Below are 20,738 nucleotides of genomic sequence, written 5' to 3' on the forward strand. Positions count from 1 at the left end.
GCCGCCGCAGGCAGGCCCCGCGGCGGCCGTACGCTACCGCCATGGAACTCCAGCAGATGCGCTATGTGCTCGCCATCGCCGAGACCAACAGCTTCACCCGGGCCGCCGAACGCTGCCTGGTCGCCCAGTCCGCGCTCAGCCACCAGGTCGCGCGGCTGGAGCGGGAGCTGGGGGCCAGGCTCTTCGAGCGCACCAGCCGCCGGGTGCGGCTGACCGCGGCCGGGGCGGCCTTCCTCCCCGAGGCCCGCCGCTGCCTGGAGGCCGCCGAGCGCGCGGCGGCGGAGGTCGCCGCCGCCGTCGGCGAGGTGCGCGGTCCGCTGGAGGTGGGCCTCATCCCCACCGTCGCCGCGGTCGACGTCCCCCGTGCCCTGCGCGACTTCCGCCGCAGGTACCCGCAGGTGCGCATCGGCCTGCGGGTGGGCGCCAGCGACGACCTCGTCGAACAGGTCAAGGGGGGCGAGATCGAGGTGGCCTTCCTGGGGCTGCCCACCACCGCCCGCCCCCAGGGCGTCAACGTCCGCGAACTCGGCCGGGACCGGCACGTCGCCGTGGTCGCCCCCGACCACCCGCTGGCCGAGGAGACGGCGGTGAGCCTGGAACGGCTGGTCGACGAGGTCTTCGTGGACATGCCCGCCGGAACGGCCGGGCGGGTCCAGTCCGACCAGGCCTTCGAGGCCGCGGGCCTGGACCGCGACGTCGCGTTCGAGGTGAGCTCCGCCGAGTTCATGGCCAGGCTGGTCGGGGAGGGCCTGGGGGTGGCGCTGCTCCCCGCCGCCTACGTGCCGCAGCTGACCGGGGTGACCACCCTGGAGGTCACCGACGCGACCGGCCGCGTGGAGTACGTCGTCTGGGCGCGGACCGGGACCACACCCGCGGCCCGCGCCTTCCTCGACATCATCGACACCCCCGGTGCGGCCGCGGGCTGAACCCGCGGCCGCACCGGGGAGGCCCGCGGCCGCCGGGGTCACGCCTCCAGGGTCAGCAGCCCCGGGTGCCGGTCCCGCAGCGCGGCGAGGTCGGCCCGGAACCCCTTGTCGTTGATCCAGGCGTACATCTTGGCCACCTCGGGGCTCTGCGCCCGCAGCTCGGCGTCGGGCAGCCGCTCGAAGCGGGTCGGGACGCCGTCGGCCGCGGCGAACAGCTCGGCGATCCGTCGCACCGGGAGCTCGTCCCCGGCGATGTCGATCCGCCGGCCGTCGAACCCGTCGGGCTCGGCGAACACCGACGCGGTGATCCGCCCGATGTCGGCCAGCGCGATCAGCTGCATCGGGGTGTCCGCGTCCAGGGCGACCGGCACGACCCGTTCCCCCGCGGCGTCCGGCCCCGGCGCCGGCAGCGCGTACCGCCAGTTCTCCATGAAGTACACCGGGCGCAGCACCGTGGCCGGGACACCGGCGGACTCCACGTACGCCTCGATCTCCGCCTTGCTGTCGAAGTGCGCCACCCCCGACCCGTGCCCGGCGGCCGCGGCCGAGCTGTAGACCAGGTGGGCGCCCGCGTCCGTTGCCGCGTCGGCGACGTTGCGGCCCCGCCCGATCTCCGTCGCGGGGTCGGGGGCGGCCAGGTCGCACGGCTGGACGCTGAAGACCCCGTCCACGCCCCGGGCCGCCGCGCGCAGCGACTCCGGGTCGTCGAGGTCGCCGGTGACCGGTACGGCGCCCAGCGCCGCGAGCGCGCGGGCCGCCGGGACCCCCGGATCGCGGACCAGGGCGCGCACCCCCCATCCGCGTTCGAGCAGGGCGCGGGCGACGGCGCCGCCCTGGCCGCCGGTCGCACCCGTCACCAGAACGGTTCTCTTCTCCTGCACGCCGATTCCCCTTCGCCTTTTATGAATTTCCGGAACCAGCATCTCCGGGTGCGGCGGTGGGCGTCCAATATCCGTTTTTCATTCCAGCGATCGAGAAAACAGATGGCCGGCCGCGGACTCCCCGGGACAGGGTCCGGTTCGGTAGCGTGGGCCCCCGCCGCACCCCCAGGAGAGCCCATGCCCGCCTCGCCCGCACCGGTCCGCAACTGGGCCGGGAACCTCACCTACGCCAGCCCCCGCATCCACCGGCCCGCCGACCTCGACGCCCTGCGCGCCCTGGTCCGCGACACCCCGCGGATTCGGGCGCTGGGCAGCGGCCACTCCTTCAACCGGGTCGCCGACTCCGACCACGACCTGGTGCGCCTGGACGGCCTCCCCCAGGAGACCTCGGTGGACCGGGAGACCGCCACCGTCACCGTCTCCGCGGGGACCCGCTACGCCGAACTCGCCGCGGAGCTGCACCGGCAGGGGTTCGCCCTGGCCAACCTGGCCTCGCTGCCGCACATCTCGGTGGCCGGGTCCTGCGCCACCGGCACCCACGGGTCCGGTGACCGGCTGCGCTGCTTGGCCGCGGCCGTGTGCGGACTCGAACTCCTGGGGCCGGACGGGGAGACCGTGCGGCTGGGCCGGGTCACCGACCCGGAGGTGTTCCCGGGCGCGGTGGTGGCCCTGGGCGCCCTCGGCGTCGTCACCCGGCTCACCCTGGAGGTCGAACCGGCCTTCGCGGTGTCCCAGCGGGTCCGGACCGACGTGCCGCTCGCGGAGGTCGCCGCCGACTTCGGCGCGGTGTTCGGCTCCGCGTACAGCGTCAGCCTGTTCACCGACTGGAGCGGTGACACCGGCCGGGTCTGGCTCAAGCACCGCACGGGGGAACCGGAGGGGGCCTGGGCGGGCGGGCTCCCCGCGGACACCCCGCAGCACCCGGTGCCGGGGATGCCCGCCGGGCCCGCCACCGAGCAGCTGGGCGCGGTCGGCCCCTGGTTCGAGCGGCTGCCGCACTTCCGGCCGGAGTTCGCACCGAGCGCGGGAGAGGAGTTGCAGTCCGAGTTCTACCTGCCGCGGGCGGCGGCCGCCGAGGGCTTCGCCGCCCTGCGCGGCCTGGGGGCGCGGATCGCCCCGGTGCTGCACATCTCCGAGGTGCGCACGGTGCGCGCCGACGACCTGTGGCTGAGCCCGGCGCATGGGCGCGACTCGGTGGCCTTCCACTTCACCTGGCGGCGGGACCCGGAGGCGGTGGCCCCGGTGCTGGCGGCGGTGGAGGAGCGGCTGGCCCCGCTGGGGGCGCGGCCGCACTGGGGCAAGCTCAGCACCCTGCCCCCGGCGGACGTCGCCGCCTCCTACGAACGGGCCGCGGACTTCGCCGGGCTGTTGGAGCGGTTCGATCCGCGGGGGAAGTTCCGCAGCGCGTTCACGGACGCGTACTTCCCCCGGGGCTGAGCGCGCGGACCCTCAGCCGCCGATGCGGACGCGGCGGGACTCCCCGTCGGACAGGAACGCCGACAGCTCCTCCGCCCCTTCCGCGACGGCGTCCCGCTCCGCCGCGGTGAGCGGGCGCAGCGGGGCGACGGACACGGTGTCGTCCCCGTTCGTCCAGGTCGCGGTGACACGGCCGTCCACCAGCACCACGCGCTCACCGGCCACGGACAGGCCGCGGTGCTCGTCGTCGATGATCCGGCCGCGGTATTGGTAGCCCAGGACGGCGTTGTCGAACGCGGGCAGGAACCGCACCGGCGCGGGGGTGTCGGGGTCGGGCAGCGGGGCGCCGGGCAGGTCCAGCAGCTCACGGCCGTTCGTGTCGCGGAAGGACACCAGTTCGCCGCGGACCGCGGCCACCGCGGCGGGCAGCCCGGCCACGCCGCACCAGGCGCGCAGGTCGCTGGATGTGGCGGGGCCGTAGGCGGCGAGGTAGCGCCGGACGAGTTCCCGGCCGACCGGGTCGGTGCCGTCGGGATCGTGCGGGCCGGGCTCGCGGCCGGTCCAGTCCGACAGCAGGGCGATGCGCACCCCGCCCCTGGTGCGCCACAGCCCGCGCGGCGGGGTCTGCACGACCGGGATCAGGGCGGAGACCAGCATCTCGCCCAGCGCCCGGCGGGGCACGCCGGGCCAGCGGCCGGCCACGGCATCGACGAGTTCGGCCGTGGTGCGGGGTTCGCCGTCGGCCAGCACCGCCCGGCCGGCGGCGTCCAGCTCGTCCAGGTCCACGCCGTCGAGCTCCCGCCGGTAGACCCCGGTGACCTTCTGGCGCAGCATGGCGTCGAACCGGGAGCGCCAGGCCAGCACGTCCGCGGCGGCCATCAGGTGGACGGTGCGGCGCATGAGGTGGACCCGGACCACACGGCGCTCGGTCAGCAGGTCCGACAGCGTCGACGCCTCGAAGCCGCGCAGCCGGTTCCACAGGCCGACGAACGGTTCCTGCGGCTCCTGGGCCTGGAGCCCGCACAGGTGGGAGACCAGGTCCAGGGCGGGCCGGCCGGAGGGTTCGAGCAGGGCCTGCCGGGCGAGCGCGGCGCGGTTGAGCGCCCGGTCGTCCAGAACGGTCATGACGTGTACCTCCGTGCGTCCCTCCCGGCCCGCGCCGGGACGCCGCGTCCCCCACGGCCCGGGACCACTCTCGCACCGGAAGAGGCCGGGTTCCGTCCTCTACCCGCAAGCCTCGATGGTGTCCCCCCGAGTGGTGCGACTCCGTTCGACTCCAGAGCCCCGGAGGCGACGACGCGCTGGTCGGCGATTCGTGTCTGTTCGAACAACCGTTGTTCCCACACCACTCCACGGGACATGACCCAAGCCTCTGCTCACAAGAACCAGGGTCCTTGTTCGCGGGGATCGGGCCCGGAGGCGGGACTCGCCGGGCGTCAGGGCGTGCCGGGGGTCGGGCGGGCGGAGTCCCACCACTCCAGGACGCGCAGGGCGTGGAAGGTGAGCCCCCTGGACGGCTCGCCCGGCGGGGCGTCCACCTCGAACCACACCCGGCCCTCGTACCGCAGCCGCTGGTGCCAGGTGCCGTCGGCGTCGCGGGCGGCGCGGATCAGCTCCACCGCCTCCGCCAACCGCGGGTCGGGCGCAATGCCCTCGTGCAGGGACGCCGCGCGGAAGTGGTCGGCCGCCCTGAGCACGCTGTAGTGCCAGCGGAACGGGTAGGCGAGGTGCGTCGCCCAGGGCGTGTGCGGCTCGCCGGTGGACAGCCGTCGGAACAGGCGGCGTTCGAGCAGGTACTCCTGTGCCGCGTGCCGGGCCCCGCGCAGGGCTTCGGTCCCGCCGGTGCGGACCTCGTGGTCGAGGACGCCCTCCAGGGAGTTGAGCGTGGAGTGGAACGAGGAGCGGGTCGCCCCCTCCACCCAGTCGCAGTTCCAGCCGCCGTCGGCGAGCCGGTGCTCCACGAACCAGTCGGCGATCGGCGACACGTCGGCGCCCAGCCAGGCGCCGTTGGCGAGCGTGTAGCCGTTGATGCAGGCGTCGACCTCGCCGCCCCAGTACGGCAGGTCGTCGTACTCCCAGCGGGCGTTGCGCTCCAGCAGGCCCGCGGTGTCCGGCCGCAGCGCGTCGGGCTCCACACCCCATTCGCGCAGGGCCTTGAGCGACCACGTGGTGGCCGTCCAGGGCTGCCCCGGCTCGTCCGGGGAGACGTCCGCGGGGAAGAAGGCGCCGCCCGCCCACCGGCCGTCGGGGTCCTGGCGGCCGAGCAGGGCCGCGCCGAAGCCCTCGTGCGGGACCCGGGCGCGGGTGGCCCGCCACACCTCCTCCGGGGCGTGCGCGAGGTCGCGCTCCACCCGCCAGCGCAGGCTCGGGTCGGAGTCGAGCAGCCATTCCAGGACACGGTTCTCCACCATGGCGGGAGGTTACCCCGGGGTGGTGACGGACGGCTCAGGGGCGCAGGAGGTGGTCCCCGGCGAGCACGATCGCCTCGTGGTGGGTGCGGCCCGGGTGGTCCACGGCGACGAAGTGGCGGCCGATCGCGAGCGCGAACGCCAGGGTGCAGCGCGCCTCGACCTCGTCGGGGTCCTCGACGAAGTCCCCGAACATCGAGCGCAGGAAGTCCATCCGCACGTTGTCGACCCGGCGCAGCCGCTCGGCGACCCCCGGATCCTGGCGGGCCCACTCGCGGACGGCGAGGTCGATCCGGTGCAGCTCGTCGGTGAAGGTCAGCAGGCCGGCGCGGCGGATCTTCTCGGCGGGGCTCCCGCCCTCGGCCTCGACCCGGGCGAGGACGTCTCCGGTGGACCGGCGCTCCCACTCGTCGAGGAGCTCGGCGAGCAGTGCGGGCCGGCCGTCGAAGTAACCGTAGAAACCGCCCTTGGTCACGCCGAGCTCGGCGGCCAGGGCCTCGACCCGGACGGCGTCCGGGCCGCCCCGGGCCAGGGCGTCGAGTCCCGCCTCGATCCAGCGGTTGCGCGGGGTCCTGGCTGAGGGAGGCATTTCACCGGCCCCCGGGTGTCGTGCTCATGTTCTATACGCTATCGTACAAATGAGATATACGGCTGCGTATAGAACGGGGGGCCGCCATGGCCCGGCGTACGATCTCCGACTACACCGACCACCCCTGGCGCATCCACGACCTGGCCCCGGACTTCGAGGTCGAGGACGTGTGGGCGTTCCGCACCCCCGGTGCCGGCCCCGGTGACTTCCGAGCCGTGGTGAAGGCGATCCGCGCGTCCGGCGGGATCCAACGGATGCCCCTGGCGGCGCGGTTCCTGTTCGCCGTCCGGTGGCGGCTCGGCGGGCTCCTGGGCTGGGACGACCCGGCGTCGGGCACGGGAGGGCGGGTCCCCTCGCTGCGCGACCGCCTGCCCGGGGACCTGCTCGCCGCGCCGCGGGAGGAGGACCGGGACGGCGTACCCCTGAAGGCGGTCTACGAGACCGATACCGAGGCCGTCAGCGAACTGGCGAACCGAACCGTGCACACCTTGATGCACCTGGGCTGGGCGCGCGGGGCCGACGGCGACTTCGAGCTGCTGATGACCGTCCTCGTCAAACCCAACGGCCGGTTCGGGCGGCTCTACATGGCGGCCATCGCGCCCTTCCGGCACCTCATCGTCTACCCGGCGCTGACCCGCGGCTGGGAACGGGCCTGGGCCGACCGGAACGGGGCGTCGGCATGACCGGGCGGACGGCACAGGGGCAGGGCATGGACGCGGGACGGAACGTGCGGACCGGAAGGGCGCCGCTGCGCTGGGGGAGCGGCATCATGATCGTGCTGGGCGTCGGACACCTGACCCTGCTCGCGCTCATGGACGGCGCCGCCATCGCTGCCTGGGCGGAGCGGGGCCTGTGGGCGGCCGTCCCGCTCGACCTCGCGGGCGGCGCGGAGCCGACGGCGGCGCAGTTGCAGAACTCGCTCACCTTCTGGGCCGGTCCGGGGAGCTTCTCCGTCCCCCTGGTCCTGCTGGGCGCCCTGGTCTGGCACCTGGCCGGACGCGGGGTGCCGGTCCCCGCCTGGGTGGGCTGGGGGACCGCGGCATGGTGCGTCGTCGGCGGCGTCCTGCTCGTGCCGTCCCCCTACTTCCTGGGCGCCGTGGCGGGCCTGCTCATCGTCCTCGGAGCGCGGCGGGCCCGGCTCAGGGAGTCCGGGACCGTGTGACCAGCCCCGGGTCGGCCGCACGGGCGGCGGCCGACCCGGGCCGTCCGGGAACCGGCTGCGGGTACGACCTCGTTGATCCTTCCGAGGGAGCCGGGTCCCGGGTCGTGAGGCGGCCCCCGCCGCTCCCCGGGAAGGGCGCGATGGTCTTCAGATACCTCCTCTCGGTGCTCGGTACCGGATGTCCCAAGGTGGACACCGTGCTGGACGACCCCCACCGGCGGCCCGGCGAACTCCTCCAGGGGCGTCTGGAGCTGGTCGGCGGCGAGTTGGACTGGGAGGTCGCCGAGGTGGCGCACGTCCTCGTCGCCCGGTTCGGCGACGGCGAGGAGTCGGAGTTCGCCCGGGTGCCCCTCATCGGCGCGATGACCCTGGACGCGGAGCGGCGGATGGTCGTGCCGTTCGCCTACCAGGTCCCCTGGGCGGCACCGGTGACCCGCCTGGGCGGCGCCGACCTGGCCGGGGTCGAGTTGGGCCTGCGCACCGACGTGGTCATCGACGACGCCCTCGACGAGGGCGACCTGGACCCGGTGCACGTCCACCCGCTGCCGCTGCACGAGCGCCTGCTGGAGGGGATGGACCGCGCCGGGTTCGAGCGGCGCGGCGCGTCCGCCGCCCGGGGCGGCCTGCCCGGCGCCCGCGGTCGGGCGCGGTTCCACCAGGCCCTGCGGTACACGGACGGTGACGTCGACGTGGACCTGCTGCTGTCCACCGCGGAGGAGGGCGTGGCGGTCGCGTTCGCGGTGCCCGGGAAGCTGGCGGAGTACGCGGCGGGCCGGGCCGAACCCCGCTGGTTCCTGGCCGGCCACGAGGACGCCGACCGGGAGGACTGGCCGCGGCGCGTGCGCGAGTGGGTCGGGTACACCCTGGACCACGACGGCGGCGGGGCGGCGTACGTGCGGGAGGGCGGCGCGGGCGGGTGAGCCCGTCGGTGCCCTCCGGCATGACCGCGGACATGGGATACGCGGGCACGGAAGAGGGCGCCTGCCGGCGGCTGATCGACGAGGGCCGCGCCGCAGCCCCCGGACCGGGCCCCGACGGCGACCACCTGGCGGGCTTCCTCGTCGCGCGGCCGTCGAACGGCCCGGTGGCCGAGGCCGCCGGATGCGCCGAGCGGCTCTCCGAGGCCCTGTACCGGCTGGACCGGCGCGAGTACGGGGAGGAGCCGTCCTCCGACGCGTTCCTGTGCACCCGCGCCGCGGTCGTCGCCGCCGACCGGGCGGCCTACGAGGAGGTGCCGGCCGACCCGGTGCTCTTCGGCCCCTGCGCCGAGGAGCCGATCCGGGCCGAGCCGCTGTTCTACGTTCCGGACCGCGCCTACGGGAACGTCATCGGCCGGGAGCGGCAGCGCGACACCCGGTACCCCGAGGAGCCGATCTGGGCCGAGCCGCTGCTCTACGTTCCGGACCGCGCCTACGGGAACGTCACCGGCCGGGAGCGGCAGCGCGACACCCGGTACTCCTACGAGTCCCACTCCAACCGCGAGGGCCGGGCGGAGAAGGCCTGAGGCCGGACCGCCGCGGGGCCGGTGACCAGGGCGACCGCCGTGGTGCCCGGGCTCCCTATCCTGGGGGCCATGGCAGACAACGCCGGCCGGACGCCGTTGAGCGGGGAACTCGCCCAGCGGGTGGTCGATCTCATCGCACCGACGATCAGCCACAACGTCAACGTGATGGACGAGCACGGCACGATCATCGCCTGCCTGGACCCCGAGCGCCGCGGCACCCTGCACCGGGGCGCCCAGCGGGTCATCGCCGAGGGGCGGCCCGTCCTCATCACCTCGCCCGAACCCGGCACCTCCGACCGGCCCGGCGCCAACGAGCCGCTGGTCGTCGACGGCGAACTGCGCGGCGTCGTCGGCATCACCGGCGACCCCCGGGAGGTCGCCCCGCTGGCCCGGGTGGTGGCGCTGACCGTGCAACTGCTCATCGCGCAGGAGGACGAACAGGACGCCGCCACCCGCCGCCACACCGAGGCCCGCGACCTCATCGCCGCCCTCACCTCGGGCACCGCCTCGGCGGAGTCCGCGCGGGCCCGGTTGGCCGCCGCCGGGCTGGCCCCACCCTGGTCGCTGGCGCTGTGGACGGCCGGGACGCCCCGGCCGGACGCGGCCGCCGCCCCGCCGCCGCTGGCCGACACCGCCGTGGCCCGGTTCAACACCGATGCCGGCCACCGGTCCGCGGTGCTGCACGGCGCCCTGTGGCTGGTGGGCTCGGGGGCGGCGCCCGACCTCCCGATGCCCGCGGACGTCCGGCACACCGCCACCGAGCCCACCGACGACGTCGAGCTGCTGCTGGCCCACGCCGGGGAGGCGCGGGCACTGTGCCGCTACGCCGGACTCATCCCCGGCCTGGGGGACACCGAGCCGTGGTCGCGCGACATCGCCGTGGCCGTCGCCCACCTGCCCCGGCGCAGCCTGGCGCACCTGGCCGGGCGGGCGTCGGCGCTGAGCGAGGCGCAGCGGCGCACCCTGCTGGCGGTGGCGTCGACCACCTCCATGCAGGCGGCGGCGGACTCGGTGTACGTCCACCGCAACACGCTGCTCCAGCGGGTGGAGCGGATCCGCGCGGCCACGGGCGCGGACATCCGCCGCGCCGACCACCTGGCCGCGCTGCACATGGCGCTCTACGCGCGTGAAGCCCTGTGCGTTTCGCACACACCCTGAACAAGAACTCACAGGAAGTCTGGGCGAGACGCCGTCGAATCGCACGGGGTTTCTTCTTAGGCTCTCCGACATGTCCAACGTGTTGCACGTACATGACCAGGGCCTTCCCGTCCGTGTCGCCGTCGTCCCGGACTCCTTCAAGGGCAGCGCCCGGGCCGTGGACGTGGCGGCGGCCATGGAGCGGGGCGTCCGCGACGCCTTCGGCGCGGCGGGCATCGAGGCGACCGTCCACACCCTGCCTTTCGCGGACGGGGGAGAGGGGACCCTCGACGCGCTCCTGGGCGCCTGGGGTGCCGAGGCGCTCACGGTGGACACCACCGACGCCCTCGGCCGACCGGTGCGGGCCCGCTACGGCCTGTCCCCGGACGGCCGGACCGGGGTCGTCGAGGCGGCCGAGGCCAACGGCCTGCCCCTGGTCTCCGACGTCCCCCCGCGCCCGCTGACCGCCACCACCCGGGGCATCGGCCCCCTGGTCACCGCACTGCTGGACGCCGGGGTCGAGGAGATCCTCCTGTGCATCGGGGGCTCGGCCACCACCGACGGCGGCACCGGCCTGCTCCGCGCGCTCGGCGCGCGCCTGCTGGACCGGGACGGCGCGGAGCTCCCCGACGGAGGCGGGAGCCTCACCGCACTGGACCGACTGGACACCTCCGGGCTCGATCCGCGCGCCCGGGCCGTGCGCTGGCGCATCGCCTGCGACGTCACCAACCCCCTCGTCGGCGACCGGGGGGCCGCCGCGGTCTTCGGCCCGCAGAAGGGCGCCGGCCCCGACGACGTGCGCGTTCTGGACGCCGGACTGGGCCGCCTGGCCGACGTCCTCGCGCAGGCCACCGGTGAGGACGTCCGCGACCGCCCGGGCCTGGGCGCGGCGGGCGGCCTGCCCGCCCCGCTCACGGCGCTGCTGGGCGCCGAGGCCGTCCCCGGGTCCCGCATGGTCGCCGACGCCCTGGACGCCGAACGCCTGATGGCCGACGCCGACCTCGTCCTCACCGGGGAGGGCCGGTTCGACGGCCAGTCCCTGGGCGGCAAGGTCGTCGACGCGGTCCGCCGCCTCGCCCCGCCCGGGCGCCCCGTCGTGGTCATCGCCGGAGACGTCTCGGTCACCCCCGAGGAACTCCGGCGGTCGGGCGTCACCGCCGCCTTCTCCACCGCCCGGGGGCCCCGGTCCCTGGAACGGATGAGCGAGGAGGTCCTCGCCGACATCGAGTGGACGACCTCCAACTGCTGCCGGCTCCTCGCCCACCACTTCGCATCCCCGCACACCTAAGGAACACCGACCTTGACCTCGTTGCTCATCCTCCTCGTCCTGGTGGCGGCCATCGTGCTCGTCACCGCGCGCTGGAAGGTCAGCCCCTTCCTCGCGCTCACCGGCGCCGCCCTCATCGGGGCCTTCGCCTACCGCATCCCGCTGGGCGAGGTCGTCACCACCGTGACCACCGCCTTCGGCAACACCCTGGGCAACATCGGCCTGGTGATCCTGTTCGGCACCATGATCGGCGTGATCCTGGAGCGCTCCGGCGCCGCGATCGCGATGGCCGAGGCACTGATCAAGGTGCTCGGCACCCGCTTCCCGAACCTGACGATGTCCCTCATCGGCTACATCGTCTCCATCCCGGTGTTCTGCGACTCCGGCTACGTCATCCTCAACTCGCTGCGCAAGGCCGTGACCCTGCGCACCGGCGTGTCCACCCTGGCCACCTCGATCGCGCTGATGACCGGCCTGTACGCCACGCACACCCTGGTCCCGCCGACCCCGGGCCCGCTGGCCGCCGCCGAGAACCTCGGCGCCTCCGACGACCTGGGCATGATCATCGCCCTCGGCCTGCCGGTGGCCGCCGTCGCCGCCGTCGCCGGCCTGATCTTCGCGAGCACCTTCTCCCGCAAGGAGTTCACGCCGCTGCCCGCGGAGAGCGACGACGACCTCATCGAGCAGTCCTACGAGGAACTGCGCGCGAGCTACGGCCGACTGCCCGGCGCCTTCGTGTCGTTCCTGCCGATCGTGGTCCCGCTGGCGCTGATCTGCACCTCCTCGATCGTCAAGCTGCCGGGCCGCCCGATCGGCGAGGGGGCCGCCTTCGACGTCCTCGGCTTCCTGGGCACCCCGGTCGTCGCGCTCATCATCGGCCTGGCCGTCGCCGTGCCGCTGCTGCGCGGGCACGGCAGGCTGGAGCGCTTCAACGACCACGTCCAGGAGTCGATCCGGGTCTGCGCCCCGATCCTGCTCATCACCGGCGCGGGCGCCGCCTTCGGCGCGGTGCTGGCCGCCTCCCCGCTGACCGGCTTCCTGTCGGACAACCTCAGCGGCCTGGGCCTGGGGCTGGCGGTGCCGTTCCTGATCGCCGCCGCGCTCAAGACCGCACAGGGCTCGTCCACGGTGTCGATCGTCAGCACCTCGGCCCTGATCGCGCCGATGCTGGGCTCCCTCGGACTCGACTCCCCGGAGGGCATGATCCTGAGTGTGCTGGCGACCGGCGCGGGGGCGATGGTCGTCTCGCACGCCAACGACTCCTACTTCTGGGTGGTCTCCCAACTGAGCCGGATCCCGGTGGCGACCGCCTACCGGACCCTCAGCGTGGCGACCGCCATCGAGGGCACCGCTGCCTTCGCGACCATCTGGACGATCGGTCTCTTCCTGCTCTGACCCCCGCGTCCCGGACACGCCGGGCCCCGCCCCGCCGCGGGGGCGGGGCGGGACCCGGGAGGGGTTACGGCTTCGTGGTGACCTCGCCCAGGTCGGACAGGGCGGCGGCGATGTCGGCGCCGCCGCCGTTCAGGGTCGCGTCGAGGAAGGCCAGGCAGGCCGCCTCGGTGATCCGGGCGGTCTCCTCCCGGCCCGGGGACCCCACCAGGGACGGGAGCGGCGGCAGCAGGAACGGGGAGTCGCTGAATCCCAGGTGCGCCGTCCCCGGCACGGTGAGCGCGTACCCGGGTCCGGCAGAGGCCGCGAAGGCCGCGTCCAGCTCCCGGGCATAGCGGGTGTCGCCCTGCGCGCCACCGGTCCCGGCCGCGGCCACCAGGGCCGGCAGCGGCTGCGGCAGGGACGCGTCCGCGGACAGCCGCGGCAGACCGTCCAGGTTCACGACCGCGTGGTGGCGCGGGTCGTCCGCGGCCGCGAGCAGGGCGGCCGCCCCGCCCGGGGAGTGCCCCGCCACGGCCACCCGCTCGGGGTCGGCCAGTCCGGCCAGCGGGCCGTCGTCCGCCTCCAGCAGCCGGACCAGCGCCAGGTCCAGGTCGGCGGCGCGGATGTCCGCCCAGCCCCGGGCCAGCCGGTCGTCCTGTGCCGGATCACCGGTGGCCGTCAGTGCCCCGTGCACCTCGGTACCGTCGTCGAGGACCACCACCGCCGAGTCGCAGGGGTGGTCCAGCGCCACCACCACGTAGCCGTGGGAGGCCAGGCCCTCCGCCCACACCGTGTTCTGGGTGCGGACCCCGCCCAGACCGGGGGAGAAGAGCACCACCGGGTGCGGGCCCGCGGCGGGCTCGGCGTCGGGGACCGCACGGGCGCGGGCGGCGGCAGCAGGACGAGCAGCAGCAGGGCGGTAGCGCCCACGAGCAGGGCCTCCGACCAGGTCATGGACGTCCTCCAGGGCCGTGCCGGACGCGCCGGCGGCATGGTCGCGATGACACTACGGGCCGGCGCGGGGGGCGGCACATCGCCCGCGAGGAGGTGGTGGGAGACGGCATCCCCGACGAAGGTCGACCGGGCGGCGGCCCCCGCGCACTCCCGGCGGCCGGTTTCCCGCCCGCGCCGTGGCGTTCCCCGATCCCGGTGCGCGGCACTGGTGTACTCGCAGTCACCGGCCGACCGGCGGCCGACGACGGAGGAGGAGCGACCATGGAGTTCGCCGAGCACCAGCAGGAGATCCTGCGCAAGCCCGCGTTCGGGCACGTGGCCACCCTGGGACCGGACGGGGGGCCGCAGGTCAGCCCGGTATGGATCGACTGGGACGGGGAGTTCCTGAGCTTCAGCCAGACCACCACCCGGCAGAAGCTCAAGAACCTCACCCGGGACGGGAGGGTGTCGGTCTCCGTCCTCGACCCCGACAACCCCTACCTGTACGTGGAGGTGCGCGGAGTGGTCGACCGGGTGGACGAGGACCCGGACAAGTCCTTCATCGACCGGCTGGCCCACAAGTACCTCGGTACCCCGTATCCCTGGCACAGTGACGAGGAGAGGCGTGTGGTCGTCCGAGTCCGCCCCGAGCGGTTCGTCGGACGCTGACCGGACACGCGGTCCGCTGGACCGCGCGGTGGGCGCCGGACCGGGGAGAGGAGCGCGACAGGTGACCGGGGAACGGAGGGAGGAGGAGCGGATGGGGCTGCGCGAGCGCAAGAAGGCGGCCACACGGCGCGCCCTCCGGGAGGCCGCCGTGCGGCTCACGCTCGAACACGGTCTTGAGAACGTCACCGTGGAGGAGATCGCCGCCGCCGTCGGGGTCTCCACCCGGACCTTCTTCAACTACTTCGGGACGAAGGAGGAAGCCCTCTTGGGCGAGCCTCCCGGGACGGTCGACGAGAGCGCCACCCGGGAGTTCGCCGCGGGCGGCCCCACCGGGGACTTCACCGACGACCTCGTCGGGCTGCTCATCGCGTTCCTCCTCGACACCGACGACCTCCCCGCCCAGCGGGAGGAGATGCGGCTGCGCAAGCGGCTGATGGACCGGGAGCCCCAGCTCGTCCCCGGGGTGCTGGCCCGGTTCCACGACATGGAGCAGGTGGTGGCGGGGGCGATCGCCGAGCGCCTGGGCGAGCCGCCCGAGTCGGACCGGCCCCAGCTGGCCGCCGTGACCGCGATGGCCGTCATGCGGCACACCATGCGCCACCTGCGCTACTCCGAGGAGGAGGACGTCGAGGGCATCCGCGCCCGGGTCCGCGCCGCGTTCCGCGTCCTGGGCGAGGTGTACGGGCGCCGCTGAGCCGGGCCCGCCGCGGCCGCCGTTCGTCGTACCCGGCCCGTAGTGTGCTCCATGACTCACCGGGTGAGGGGAACGGCGGGAACGCCGGCGGCGTCGAACTATCGGCGCACCCCACCGGGGTCGCGTCCGGGCCCCGTCAGGGGCGTCGGGGGGATGTCAGGGACGCTCCAGGGCTCTCCCCGATGGGCAACGACACCGCGGGCGGGCAGGCTGAGGACATGAACGAGAAACTCCAGGGCAAGCGCTTCCGACGCAGCAACGACAACCGCTTCCTCGCCGGTGTGTGCGGCGGTATCGCCGACTACCTCGGCATCGACGCCAACATCGTCCGCCTCGTGTTCGTGGTCCTCACCGTGCTCGGCTTCAGCGGCGTCTTCGTGTACATCCTCGCGCTGCTGATCATGCCGGCCGAGGGCGAGCAGTACTCGCTGCTCGAACAGATCATCCGCAACTTCCAGGGAAGGCCGGGACAGAACTGATGTGGAGCCTCAGAGCACACCCGGGGTGGGAACGACGCGACCTCCGGACACAGCGACCCGACCACGAGGCCGAGGAGGAGCGTGAGAACTCCGGTGAGCGCTGTGCCGACACCGCGGGCCGCCGGCCCCGACCCTAGGACGTGTCCGGCGGATCATCCCGGGACGGGGCCGACGGCCCCGTGGACGGCGCGGTGACCGGCGGTGGAGGGTGAGACCGGGCCCGTGATCAGGCCGGGGCATCGGTCTCCTGCATCCTGCGCGTGACCTCGTCGCTCATTCGCGACCAGGGCAGGACCAGCAGCAGCGCGAACACGATGCCCAGCACACCCGCGCCCACCACGACCGTTCCGGTGCCGAAGAACTCGGCGAAGAAGCCGCCCGCGAGGATGCCCAGCCCCTGGGAGACCTGGAGGCCTGCGGCGACCAGGCCGAAGGCCCGCGCCCGGCCGTCCGGCGGCACGCACAGCACGAACGCGGCGTTGGCGACGAACTGGTAGGAGGCGGTGGCTCCGGACACCGCCAGCGCGACCACCATCAGCCACAGCGGCGGGTCGAACAGCCACACCAGCAGCGGGACCGACGCCAGCACGGCCAGCGGACCCAGCAGCCGGAGCCGGGTCACCGGCGGCACCAGGCGGGTCAGGACCAGCCCGCCCACGAGGGCGCCGATCGACGAGCCCGCCATGACGACACCGGCCGCGGTCTCGCCGCCGCCCGCCTCCGCCGCCAGCGGGGTCGCCAACCCGTAGGGGACCATGTAGAGCCCGGCCAGCCAGGCCATCAGTGCGAGCGTGCGCAGCCGGGGGTCGCCGAAGACCAGCCTGGCCCCTCCGGCGATCAACGCCGCGTAGCCGCCGCCCTCCTCCTTCTCCGCGCGCTCGGGCGCGGGCCGCGCCTTGACCCCGAACCGCACGATGAGCGCGGTCACGACGAACAGCGCCCCGTTGCACATCACGGTGGCGTGCGCTCCGAACAGGCCCGAGGTGAAGCCGCCGGCCATGAAGCCCACCAGGATCCCGACCTGGGCGGTGAGCTGGATGATGGCCGTGCTGGCGACGTAGCGCTCGCCCTGGATGATCTCCGACAGCATGGCGGCGCGCGCCGCGGCGAAGGGGAGCGCGGGCAGGACCGAACAGAACAGCAGCGCCCAGACCGCCCACAGCGGCAGTCCCGGGATGCCGATGGAGACGATGAGCACGGCGCGCACCAGGTCGCAGACGACCATCACCCGGCGGCGGGGGAAGAGGTCGGCCAGTCCGGACAGGAACGGTCCGGCGATGAGCGGGGGAAGGAAGCCGAGGGCGATGGTGAATCCCGCGGCCAGCGGAGAACCGGTGATCTGGTAGACGAGAATGCTCGCGGCGATGTTGAGAAGGTTGGTGCCGATGGTGGCGATGGTGTGGGCCGACCAGATGGCGCGGAACTCCCCGATCGCCATGACCTCGCGGTAGCTACTGCGCCAAGCGTCCTTCTGCGGGGGGGACGGGGGCTCGTGGCCCTCGTTGTCAGGTGTCTTGTCGAGGCGCGGATTGGCCATCCGGCACTCCCTTACTGTTACAGGGTTGAAATCACGCTGTGTCGTGTCCCAATGACCAACCGTCCCGGAACGTAGGCTTTCTCGCAAGGCGCTGCAAGGAATTCGTGTCTGATTCGTTGCTGGGGGTAATGGGTCGTCGGGTCACGGGATCTCGCCCCTATCGGTACTCCGACCCGGCTGTGCGGTTCACCGTGGAAATGCTGGAGGTGAAAGGGATCCGGGGGCGGGCGCCGGTGGTCCGCGGTCCCGGGCCCGTGTACGAAGAGCCGCGGGGGTGGGACCCGGTTCCCCGGGGGGTGGGGGTTTCGGGCGGTCGCACAACGCCCATTAGGACGACCGTGATCAGCCCCAGCCCAGCTCGTGCAGGCGTTCGTCGTCGATACCGAAATGGTGCGCGATCTCGTGGACCACCGTGATCAGGACTTCCTCCACGACATCCTCCCTGGTCTCACAGATCGCACAGATGCCGAGCCGGTAGATGAAGATCTGGTCCGGCAGCACGCCGAAGTAGGAATCCCCCCGTTCGGTCAGCGGAATGCCCTCGTAGAGGCCGAGCAGTCCGTCCGGCGACTCGTCCTGGACGGTGATCACCACGTTGTCCATGAGGCCCGCCAGCTCCGGAGGGATCTCGTCCAGAGCGTCGGCGACCAGTTCCTCGAACTCCCTGCGCGTCAGTTCCACCACAACCGCCATTGTGCCGTCCGGGCGCCGCGCCGCCGACCCGGCGGGGGAGAGCGGGATCGACATAACACTCTGGTCGGGAGGAAACGTTGGGAACGGTCCCCGTCGGCGGCATGATGGGGGGGTGTTGTCTTGGGAAGCGATCCGCGCGTACGACTTCCGCGGTGCCGCCCGGCGGCTCCGCCAGACCCCGTCCCGGATACGTGCCGGCCGGGCCTGGCGCTGGAGCTGCGTCGTCGTCGCGGGCCTGGTCGGCGGATGGCTCGGCCTGGCGCTGGCCGGCCAGGTCGTCACCCCGATCGGCCCCGCCGACGTCACCCTGAGCCTCAGCCCCCAGTGGCGGGGGGAAACCGTCGTCAACGTGGCCCCCCTGGGACAGCTCGCCTTCGACACCCACAGCGCGCCGCTGCGGCTGGAGGCGACCATCTCCGACATCCGGCTCTCCGCCGCCCAGGAGATGTTCGCCGACCCCGACGCCATCAACCGGATGGCCGCCGGGATCGGCTCCGACCTGCGCGAGGGAGTCATCGCCCTGGTGGTCCGGTCGGTGCTCGCCGCGGCACTGGGCGCGGCCGTCATGGGTCTGCTGCTGTTCCGCAGCGTGTGGCGGGCGCTGGCCGGGTCCGGGGTCTGCCTGGCCGTCCTGGCCGGGTCCGGGGCGGCCGCCGGGTACACCTTCAACCCGAGCGCCATCGCCGAGCCCCGCTACACCGGCCTCATCGCGGGCGCGCCCCAGGTCGTCGGCAGCGCCGAGGAGGTCGTGGGACGGTTCAACGAGTACCAGGAGCAGCTCGCCGGACTGGTCGGCAACGTCGCGATGATCTACGAGGCGACCTCGGGCCTGCCGGTGTACGAGGAGGACGAGTCCGTCATCCGGGTGCTGCACGTGTCCGACATCCAGCTCAACCCGGCGTCGTGGAGCATCATCCGCACCCTGCGGGAGCAGTACGCCGTCGACTTCATCGTGGACTCGGGCGACCTCACCGACCGGGGCAGCGCCGCCGAGGACGTGTTCGCCGACGAGATCGGCGGGCTCGACGTCCCCTACGTGTGGGTGCGCGGGCAGCACGACTCCATGGGCACCCAGCGCGCGGTGGCGGCCCAGCCCAACGCCGTGGTGCTGGACGGGGAGGTCCGCGAGGTCGGCGGGCTCACCCTGTACGGGGCGGGGGACCCCCGGTACACGCCCGACGCGACCCGGCTCAACCCGACGGCCGCAGGGGTGGCCGCGCTCGGCGAGGAGCAGGCGGCGGAGGTCGCCGGGGGCCGGGAGGAGGTCGACCTCGCCCTCCTGCACACGCGGACGCAGGCGGCGGCGTTCGACGGGGTCGTCCCGCTGGTGCTCACCGGCGGCGACCACCTGCGCTCCACCCGGCTCACCGAACAGGGCACCCGGTTCCTCGGCCAGGGCTCCACCGGCGGCGCCGGACTGCGTGGCCTTGATCACGGCCAGGGTCGACCGACCCCCTACCAGGCCTCGGTGCTGTACTTCGACTCCGAGACCGGGCGGCTACAGGCCCGCGACGACATCGATCTGGGCGGGCTCGGGCTGACCTCGGCCCAGGTCGAACGGCATATCGAGGCCGACCCCGACCGCCCGGTGGGCGAGCCCGAACCGGACGCCGACGAGGAGTCCGAGGGCGGCGGGGGCGACCGCTGAGCGGCCCGGACGGGCGGTGCGGCCGCAGGTCGGGGCGCTTTCGCCGGAGCGGGCGAATCGCTTTGGTGTTGGTGGGAATCTCCCCTATGCTGGACCTGTCACACGGGCCCCCATCGTCTAGCGGCCTAGGACGCCGCCCTTTCAAGGCGGTAGCGCGGGTTCGAATCCCGTTGGGGGTACGAGGCGGTTCGACCACTGTCGGATGTCTGGCAGAATGGAACCGCGGACGCGGACCGGGGAGCCCCGGGAAGCGATCGATATCAGGTCCTGTGGAGCAGTTAGGAGTGCTCGCCACCCTGTCAAGGTGGAGGCCGCGGGTTCAAATCCCGTCAGGACCGCACTCGCCGAACTCTCGGCGGTACGGCTAGGTAGCTCAGTTGGTACGAGCGTCCGCCTGAAAAGCGGAAGGTCGGCGGTTCGACCCCGCCCCTAGCCACAATCTCAAGACATGCAAAAAGGGCCCGTCACCTGCACAAACAGGTGACGGGCCCTTTTGGTGCCTCGGTGGGCGGCGGCGGGTGCCGGTGGGCGCCCACGGCCAATACACGGCCACGTTCACGAGGGTCATCGCCGACTGCGCTGAATGCGTGCAGAAGTTCCGGAGGGCTCAGTAGCGGCGGCGGGTCCCGGGGTGTTCGGGTGCGGTCACGGGTCACGATGGTCGGAGCCGGTCCCGGGCGCGGTGGGAAGCGGCCGCCGGCCGGCCGCTTCCGCCCGCCCCTCCACGACCGGGGACGCGTCCAGGAGAGCGGGGAACGGTCCATGGCCACGGACGAGGAGCACCGGCGGACCCGGCAAGGGGAGACGGCGCCCGGGGGCGCGAGCGCGGTTCGACGGCCCCGGCGGCCGGTCCGGCGCCGCGACGACCGGCACCAGTGGGAGAAGGACCGCGCCCGCACCACCCGGGAGGAGCGGCTCGCCACCGGTGCCACCGAACGCGATACCGGCCTGGGCAGGGACGACCTCGTGTTCAGCGCGGCCTACCGCCGGGTGGCGGCCGACGCCGGGCTCGCCCGGGCCCTCGGCGTCCCCGAGGGCACCGATCTCCTGGAGCGCCGGTACCGGACCCGGCACCGGGACGAGCACGCCCCCTTCGACCTGGTGCGCTCCTACCTGGTGGTGGACATGATCAGGGGCGAACCCGACCTGCTGGACGAGGCGAAGGAGCCGTGGCCGGGCGGCACGCAGAGCCAGCTGCACGCCGTCGGCATCGAACTCGACCGGGTCGAGGAGCGGGTCACCGCGCGGCCCGCGACGGAGGAGGAGGCCGACGAACTCGGCCTCGGCCCGGGCGTCCCGGTCATGGTGGTACAGAAGACCTCGATCGACACGCGGGAGCGTGTTGTGGACTGGTCCGAGATCGTCCTTCCCGGGGACCGCGCCGAAGCGGTCTTCACGACCCGATTGGAGCGCTGGTAGCC

At 73.8% G+C, this 20,738-nt stretch carries 21 protein-coding genes and 3 tRNA genes; 17 read left to right on the top strand and 7 right to left on the bottom strand.

Annotation, left to right across the window (positions count from 1 at the left end; genetic code table 11):
- The first annotated feature begins 41 nt into the window (after window positions 1–41).
- Window positions 42–926 (top strand): LysR family transcriptional regulator, encoded by an 885-nt coding sequence (locus QJS33_RS13685; protein ID WP_306368337.1) that lies wholly within the window; start codon window positions 42–44, stop codon window positions 924–926.
- Window positions 927–964: 38 nt separating this feature from the next.
- Here QJS33_RS13685 and QJS33_RS13690 read toward each other — a convergent pair whose 3' ends face one another.
- Entirely contained in the window at window positions 965–1,807 is an 843-nt protein-coding gene (locus QJS33_RS13690) for an NmrA/HSCARG family protein (protein WP_306368338.1), read from the bottom strand.
- Between the two features lie 177 nt (window positions 1,808–1,984).
- Here QJS33_RS13690 and QJS33_RS13695 point away from each other — a divergent pair, with 177 nt between their 5' ends.
- The gene (locus tag QJS33_RS13695) at window positions 1,985–3,244 is read left to right on the top strand and encodes an FAD-binding protein (protein WP_306368339.1); all 1,260 of its coding nucleotides are present in this window, start codon (window positions 1,985–1,987) and stop codon (window positions 3,242–3,244) included.
- Window positions 3,245–3,256: 12 nt separating this feature from the next.
- On the opposite strand, the gene QJS33_RS13700 is transcribed toward QJS33_RS13695, so the two are convergent.
- From QJS33_RS13700 to QJS33_RS13710, 3 genes are all read right to left on the bottom strand, one after another.
- Window positions 3,257–4,348, bottom strand: a complete 1,092-nt coding sequence (locus tag QJS33_RS13700) for a winged helix DNA-binding domain-containing protein (RefSeq protein ID WP_306368340.1) — start codon at window positions 4,346–4,348, stop codon at window positions 3,257–3,259.
- Between the two features lie 311 nt (window positions 4,349–4,659).
- Entirely contained in the window at window positions 4,660–5,634 is a 975-nt protein-coding gene (locus QJS33_RS13705) for a squalene cyclase (RefSeq protein ID WP_306368341.1), read from the bottom strand.
- Between the two features lie 34 nt (window positions 5,635–5,668).
- A complete protein-coding gene (locus QJS33_RS13710; RefSeq protein ID WP_306368342.1) occupies window positions 5,669–6,220 on the bottom strand; it encodes a TetR/AcrR family transcriptional regulator in 552 nt (183 codons plus the stop codon).
- 86 nt (window positions 6,221–6,306) lie between these two features.
- Between QJS33_RS13710 and QJS33_RS13715 the strand changes: the two genes are divergently transcribed.
- From QJS33_RS13715 to QJS33_RS13745, 7 genes are all read left to right on the top strand, one after another.
- A complete protein-coding gene (locus tag QJS33_RS13715; RefSeq protein WP_306368343.1) occupies window positions 6,307–6,903 on the top strand; it encodes a DUF2867 domain-containing protein in 597 nt (198 codons plus the stop codon).
- Window positions 6,904–6,929: 26 nt separating this feature from the next.
- Window positions 6,930–7,382 carry a DUF6463 family protein gene (locus QJS33_RS13720; protein ID WP_306368344.1) on the top strand — a complete coding sequence of 151 codons (453 nt, stop codon included), beginning with the start codon at window positions 6,930–6,932 and terminating at the stop codon, window positions 7,380–7,382.
- A gap of 140 nt (window positions 7,383–7,522) precedes the next feature.
- Entirely contained in the window at window positions 7,523–8,302 is a 780-nt protein-coding gene (locus QJS33_RS13725; RefSeq protein ID WP_306368345.1) for a sporulation protein, read from the top strand.
- 20 nt (window positions 8,303–8,322) lie between these two features.
- On the top strand, window positions 8,323–8,886 hold the full coding sequence (locus QJS33_RS13730; protein WP_306368346.1) for a hypothetical protein: 564 nt from the start codon (window positions 8,323–8,325) through the stop codon (window positions 8,884–8,886).
- A gap of 69 nt (window positions 8,887–8,955) precedes the next feature.
- Window positions 8,956–10,044 (top strand): sugar diacid recognition domain-containing protein, encoded by a 1,089-nt coding sequence (locus QJS33_RS13735; RefSeq protein ID WP_306368347.1) that lies wholly within the window; start codon window positions 8,956–8,958, stop codon window positions 10,042–10,044.
- Window positions 10,045–10,114: 70 nt separating this feature from the next.
- Complete coding sequence (locus tag QJS33_RS13740; RefSeq protein WP_306368348.1) at window positions 10,115–11,311, top strand: glycerate kinase; 1,197 nt, start codon at window positions 10,115–10,117, stop codon at window positions 11,309–11,311.
- Between the two features lie 12 nt (window positions 11,312–11,323).
- Entirely contained in the window at window positions 11,324–12,685 is a 1,362-nt protein-coding gene (locus QJS33_RS13745) for a GntP family permease (protein WP_306368349.1), read from the top strand.
- Between the two features lie 64 nt (window positions 12,686–12,749).
- On the opposite strand, the gene QJS33_RS13750 is transcribed toward QJS33_RS13745, so the two are convergent.
- The gene (locus QJS33_RS13750; protein WP_372339657.1) at window positions 12,750–13,631 is read right to left on the bottom strand and encodes an alpha/beta hydrolase family protein; all 882 of its coding nucleotides are present in this window, start codon (window positions 13,629–13,631) and stop codon (window positions 12,750–12,752) included.
- Between the two features lie 248 nt (window positions 13,632–13,879).
- Here QJS33_RS13750 and QJS33_RS13755 point away from each other — a divergent pair, with 248 nt between their 5' ends.
- The 3 genes from QJS33_RS13755 (at window position 13,880) to QJS33_RS13765 (ending at window position 15,439) form a co-directional block, all read left to right on the top strand.
- Window positions 13,880–14,266: a PPOX class F420-dependent oxidoreductase gene (locus tag QJS33_RS13755; RefSeq protein WP_306368351.1), complete on the top strand. Its 387-nt coding sequence runs from the start codon at window positions 13,880–13,882 to the stop codon at window positions 14,264–14,266.
- Window positions 14,267–14,357: 91 nt separating this feature from the next.
- A complete protein-coding gene (locus QJS33_RS13760) occupies window positions 14,358–14,960 on the top strand; it encodes a TetR/AcrR family transcriptional regulator (protein WP_306368378.1) in 603 nt (200 codons plus the stop codon).
- Window positions 14,961–15,178: 218 nt separating this feature from the next.
- The gene (locus QJS33_RS13765; RefSeq protein WP_306368379.1) at window positions 15,179–15,439 is read left to right on the top strand and encodes a PspC domain-containing protein; all 261 of its coding nucleotides are present in this window, start codon (window positions 15,179–15,181) and stop codon (window positions 15,437–15,439) included.
- A 226-nt stretch (window positions 15,440–15,665) separates the two neighbouring features.
- On the opposite strand, the gene QJS33_RS13770 is transcribed toward QJS33_RS13765, so the two are convergent.
- On the bottom strand, window positions 15,666–16,976 hold the full coding sequence (locus tag QJS33_RS13770; RefSeq protein ID WP_306368352.1) for an MFS transporter: 1,311 nt from the start codon (window positions 16,974–16,976) through the stop codon (window positions 15,666–15,668).
- Window positions 16,977–17,318: 342 nt separating this feature from the next.
- Window positions 17,319–17,669: a metallopeptidase family protein gene (locus QJS33_RS13775; RefSeq protein WP_306368353.1), complete on the bottom strand. Its 351-nt coding sequence runs from the start codon at window positions 17,667–17,669 to the stop codon at window positions 17,319–17,321.
- Between the two features lie 115 nt (window positions 17,670–17,784).
- Between QJS33_RS13775 and QJS33_RS13780 the strand changes: the two genes are divergently transcribed.
- The 5 genes from QJS33_RS13780 to QJS33_RS13800 all read left to right on the top strand — a co-directional run bounded on the left by QJS33_RS13780 (window position 17,785) and on the right by QJS33_RS13800 (window position 20,736).
- Window positions 17,785–19,317, top strand: a complete 1,533-nt coding sequence (locus QJS33_RS13780) for a metallophosphoesterase (RefSeq protein WP_306368380.1) — start codon at window positions 17,785–17,787, stop codon at window positions 19,315–19,317.
- 106 nt (window positions 19,318–19,423) lie between these two features.
- Window positions 19,424–19,496, top strand: a tRNA-Glu gene (locus QJS33_RS13785).
- 84 nt (window positions 19,497–19,580) lie between these two features.
- A tRNA-Asp gene (locus QJS33_RS13790) sits at window positions 19,581–19,655 on the top strand.
- A gap of 24 nt (window positions 19,656–19,679) precedes the next feature.
- Window positions 19,680–19,753 (top strand) — tRNA-Phe (locus QJS33_RS13795).
- 326 nt (window positions 19,754–20,079) lie between these two features.
- On the top strand, window positions 20,080–20,736 hold the full coding sequence (locus tag QJS33_RS13800; protein ID WP_306368354.1) for a UTRA domain-containing protein: 657 nt from the start codon (window positions 20,080–20,082) through the stop codon (window positions 20,734–20,736).
- Window positions 20,737–20,738 lie beyond the last annotated feature (2 nt).

The sequence above is a fragment of the Nocardiopsis sp. CC223A genome, from assembly GCF_030766825.1.
Lineage (GTDB): Bacteria > Actinomycetota > Actinomycetes > Streptosporangiales > Streptosporangiaceae > Nocardiopsis.

What these genes read in the sequence shown, in the direction of transcription:
- QJS33_RS13685 (WP_306368337.1), top strand. Translation starts at nt 42, where the DNA reads ATGGAACTCCAGCAGATGCGCTATGTGCTCGCCATCGCCGAGACCAAC.
- QJS33_RS13695 (WP_306368339.1), top strand. Translation starts at nt 1,985, where the DNA reads ATGCCCGCCTCGCCCGCACCGGTCCGCAACTGGGCCGGGAACCTCACC.
- QJS33_RS13700 (WP_306368340.1), bottom strand. Translation starts at nt 4,348, where the DNA reads ATGACCGTTCTGGACGACCGGGCGCTCAACCGCGCCGCGCTCGCCCGG.
- QJS33_RS13705 (WP_306368341.1), bottom strand. Translation starts at nt 5,634, where the DNA reads ATGGTGGAGAACCGTGTCCTGGAATGGCTGCTCGACTCCGACCCGAGC.
- QJS33_RS13710 (WP_306368342.1), bottom strand. Translation starts at nt 6,220, where the DNA reads ATGCCTCCCTCAGCCAGGACCCCGCGCAACCGCTGGATCGAGGCGGGA.
- QJS33_RS13715 (WP_306368343.1), top strand. Translation starts at nt 6,307, where the DNA reads ATGGCCCGGCGTACGATCTCCGACTACACCGACCACCCCTGGCGCATC.
- QJS33_RS13720 (WP_306368344.1), top strand. Translation starts at nt 6,930, where the DNA reads ATGGACGCGGGACGGAACGTGCGGACCGGAAGGGCGCCGCTGCGCTGG.
- QJS33_RS13725 (WP_306368345.1), top strand. Translation starts at nt 7,523, where the DNA reads ATGGTCTTCAGATACCTCCTCTCGGTGCTCGGTACCGGATGTCCCAAG.
- QJS33_RS13730 (WP_306368346.1), top strand. Translation starts at nt 8,323, where the DNA reads ATGACCGCGGACATGGGATACGCGGGCACGGAAGAGGGCGCCTGCCGG.
- QJS33_RS13735 (WP_306368347.1), top strand. Translation starts at nt 8,956, where the DNA reads ATGGCAGACAACGCCGGCCGGACGCCGTTGAGCGGGGAACTCGCCCAG.
- QJS33_RS13740 (WP_306368348.1), top strand. Translation starts at nt 10,115, where the DNA reads ATGTCCAACGTGTTGCACGTACATGACCAGGGCCTTCCCGTCCGTGTC.
- QJS33_RS13755 (WP_306368351.1), top strand. Translation starts at nt 13,880, where the DNA reads ATGGAGTTCGCCGAGCACCAGCAGGAGATCCTGCGCAAGCCCGCGTTC.
- QJS33_RS13760 (WP_306368378.1), top strand. Translation starts at nt 14,358, where the DNA reads ATGGGGCTGCGCGAGCGCAAGAAGGCGGCCACACGGCGCGCCCTCCGG.
- QJS33_RS13765 (WP_306368379.1), top strand. Translation starts at nt 15,179, where the DNA reads ATGAACGAGAAACTCCAGGGCAAGCGCTTCCGACGCAGCAACGACAAC.
- QJS33_RS13770 (WP_306368352.1), bottom strand. Translation starts at nt 16,976, where the DNA reads ATGGCCAATCCGCGCCTCGACAAGACACCTGACAACGAGGGCCACGAG.
- QJS33_RS13775 (WP_306368353.1), bottom strand. Translation starts at nt 17,669, where the DNA reads ATGGCGGTTGTGGTGGAACTGACGCGCAGGGAGTTCGAGGAACTGGTC.
- QJS33_RS13800 (WP_306368354.1), top strand. Translation starts at nt 20,080, where the DNA reads ATGGCCACGGACGAGGAGCACCGGCGGACCCGGCAAGGGGAGACGGCG.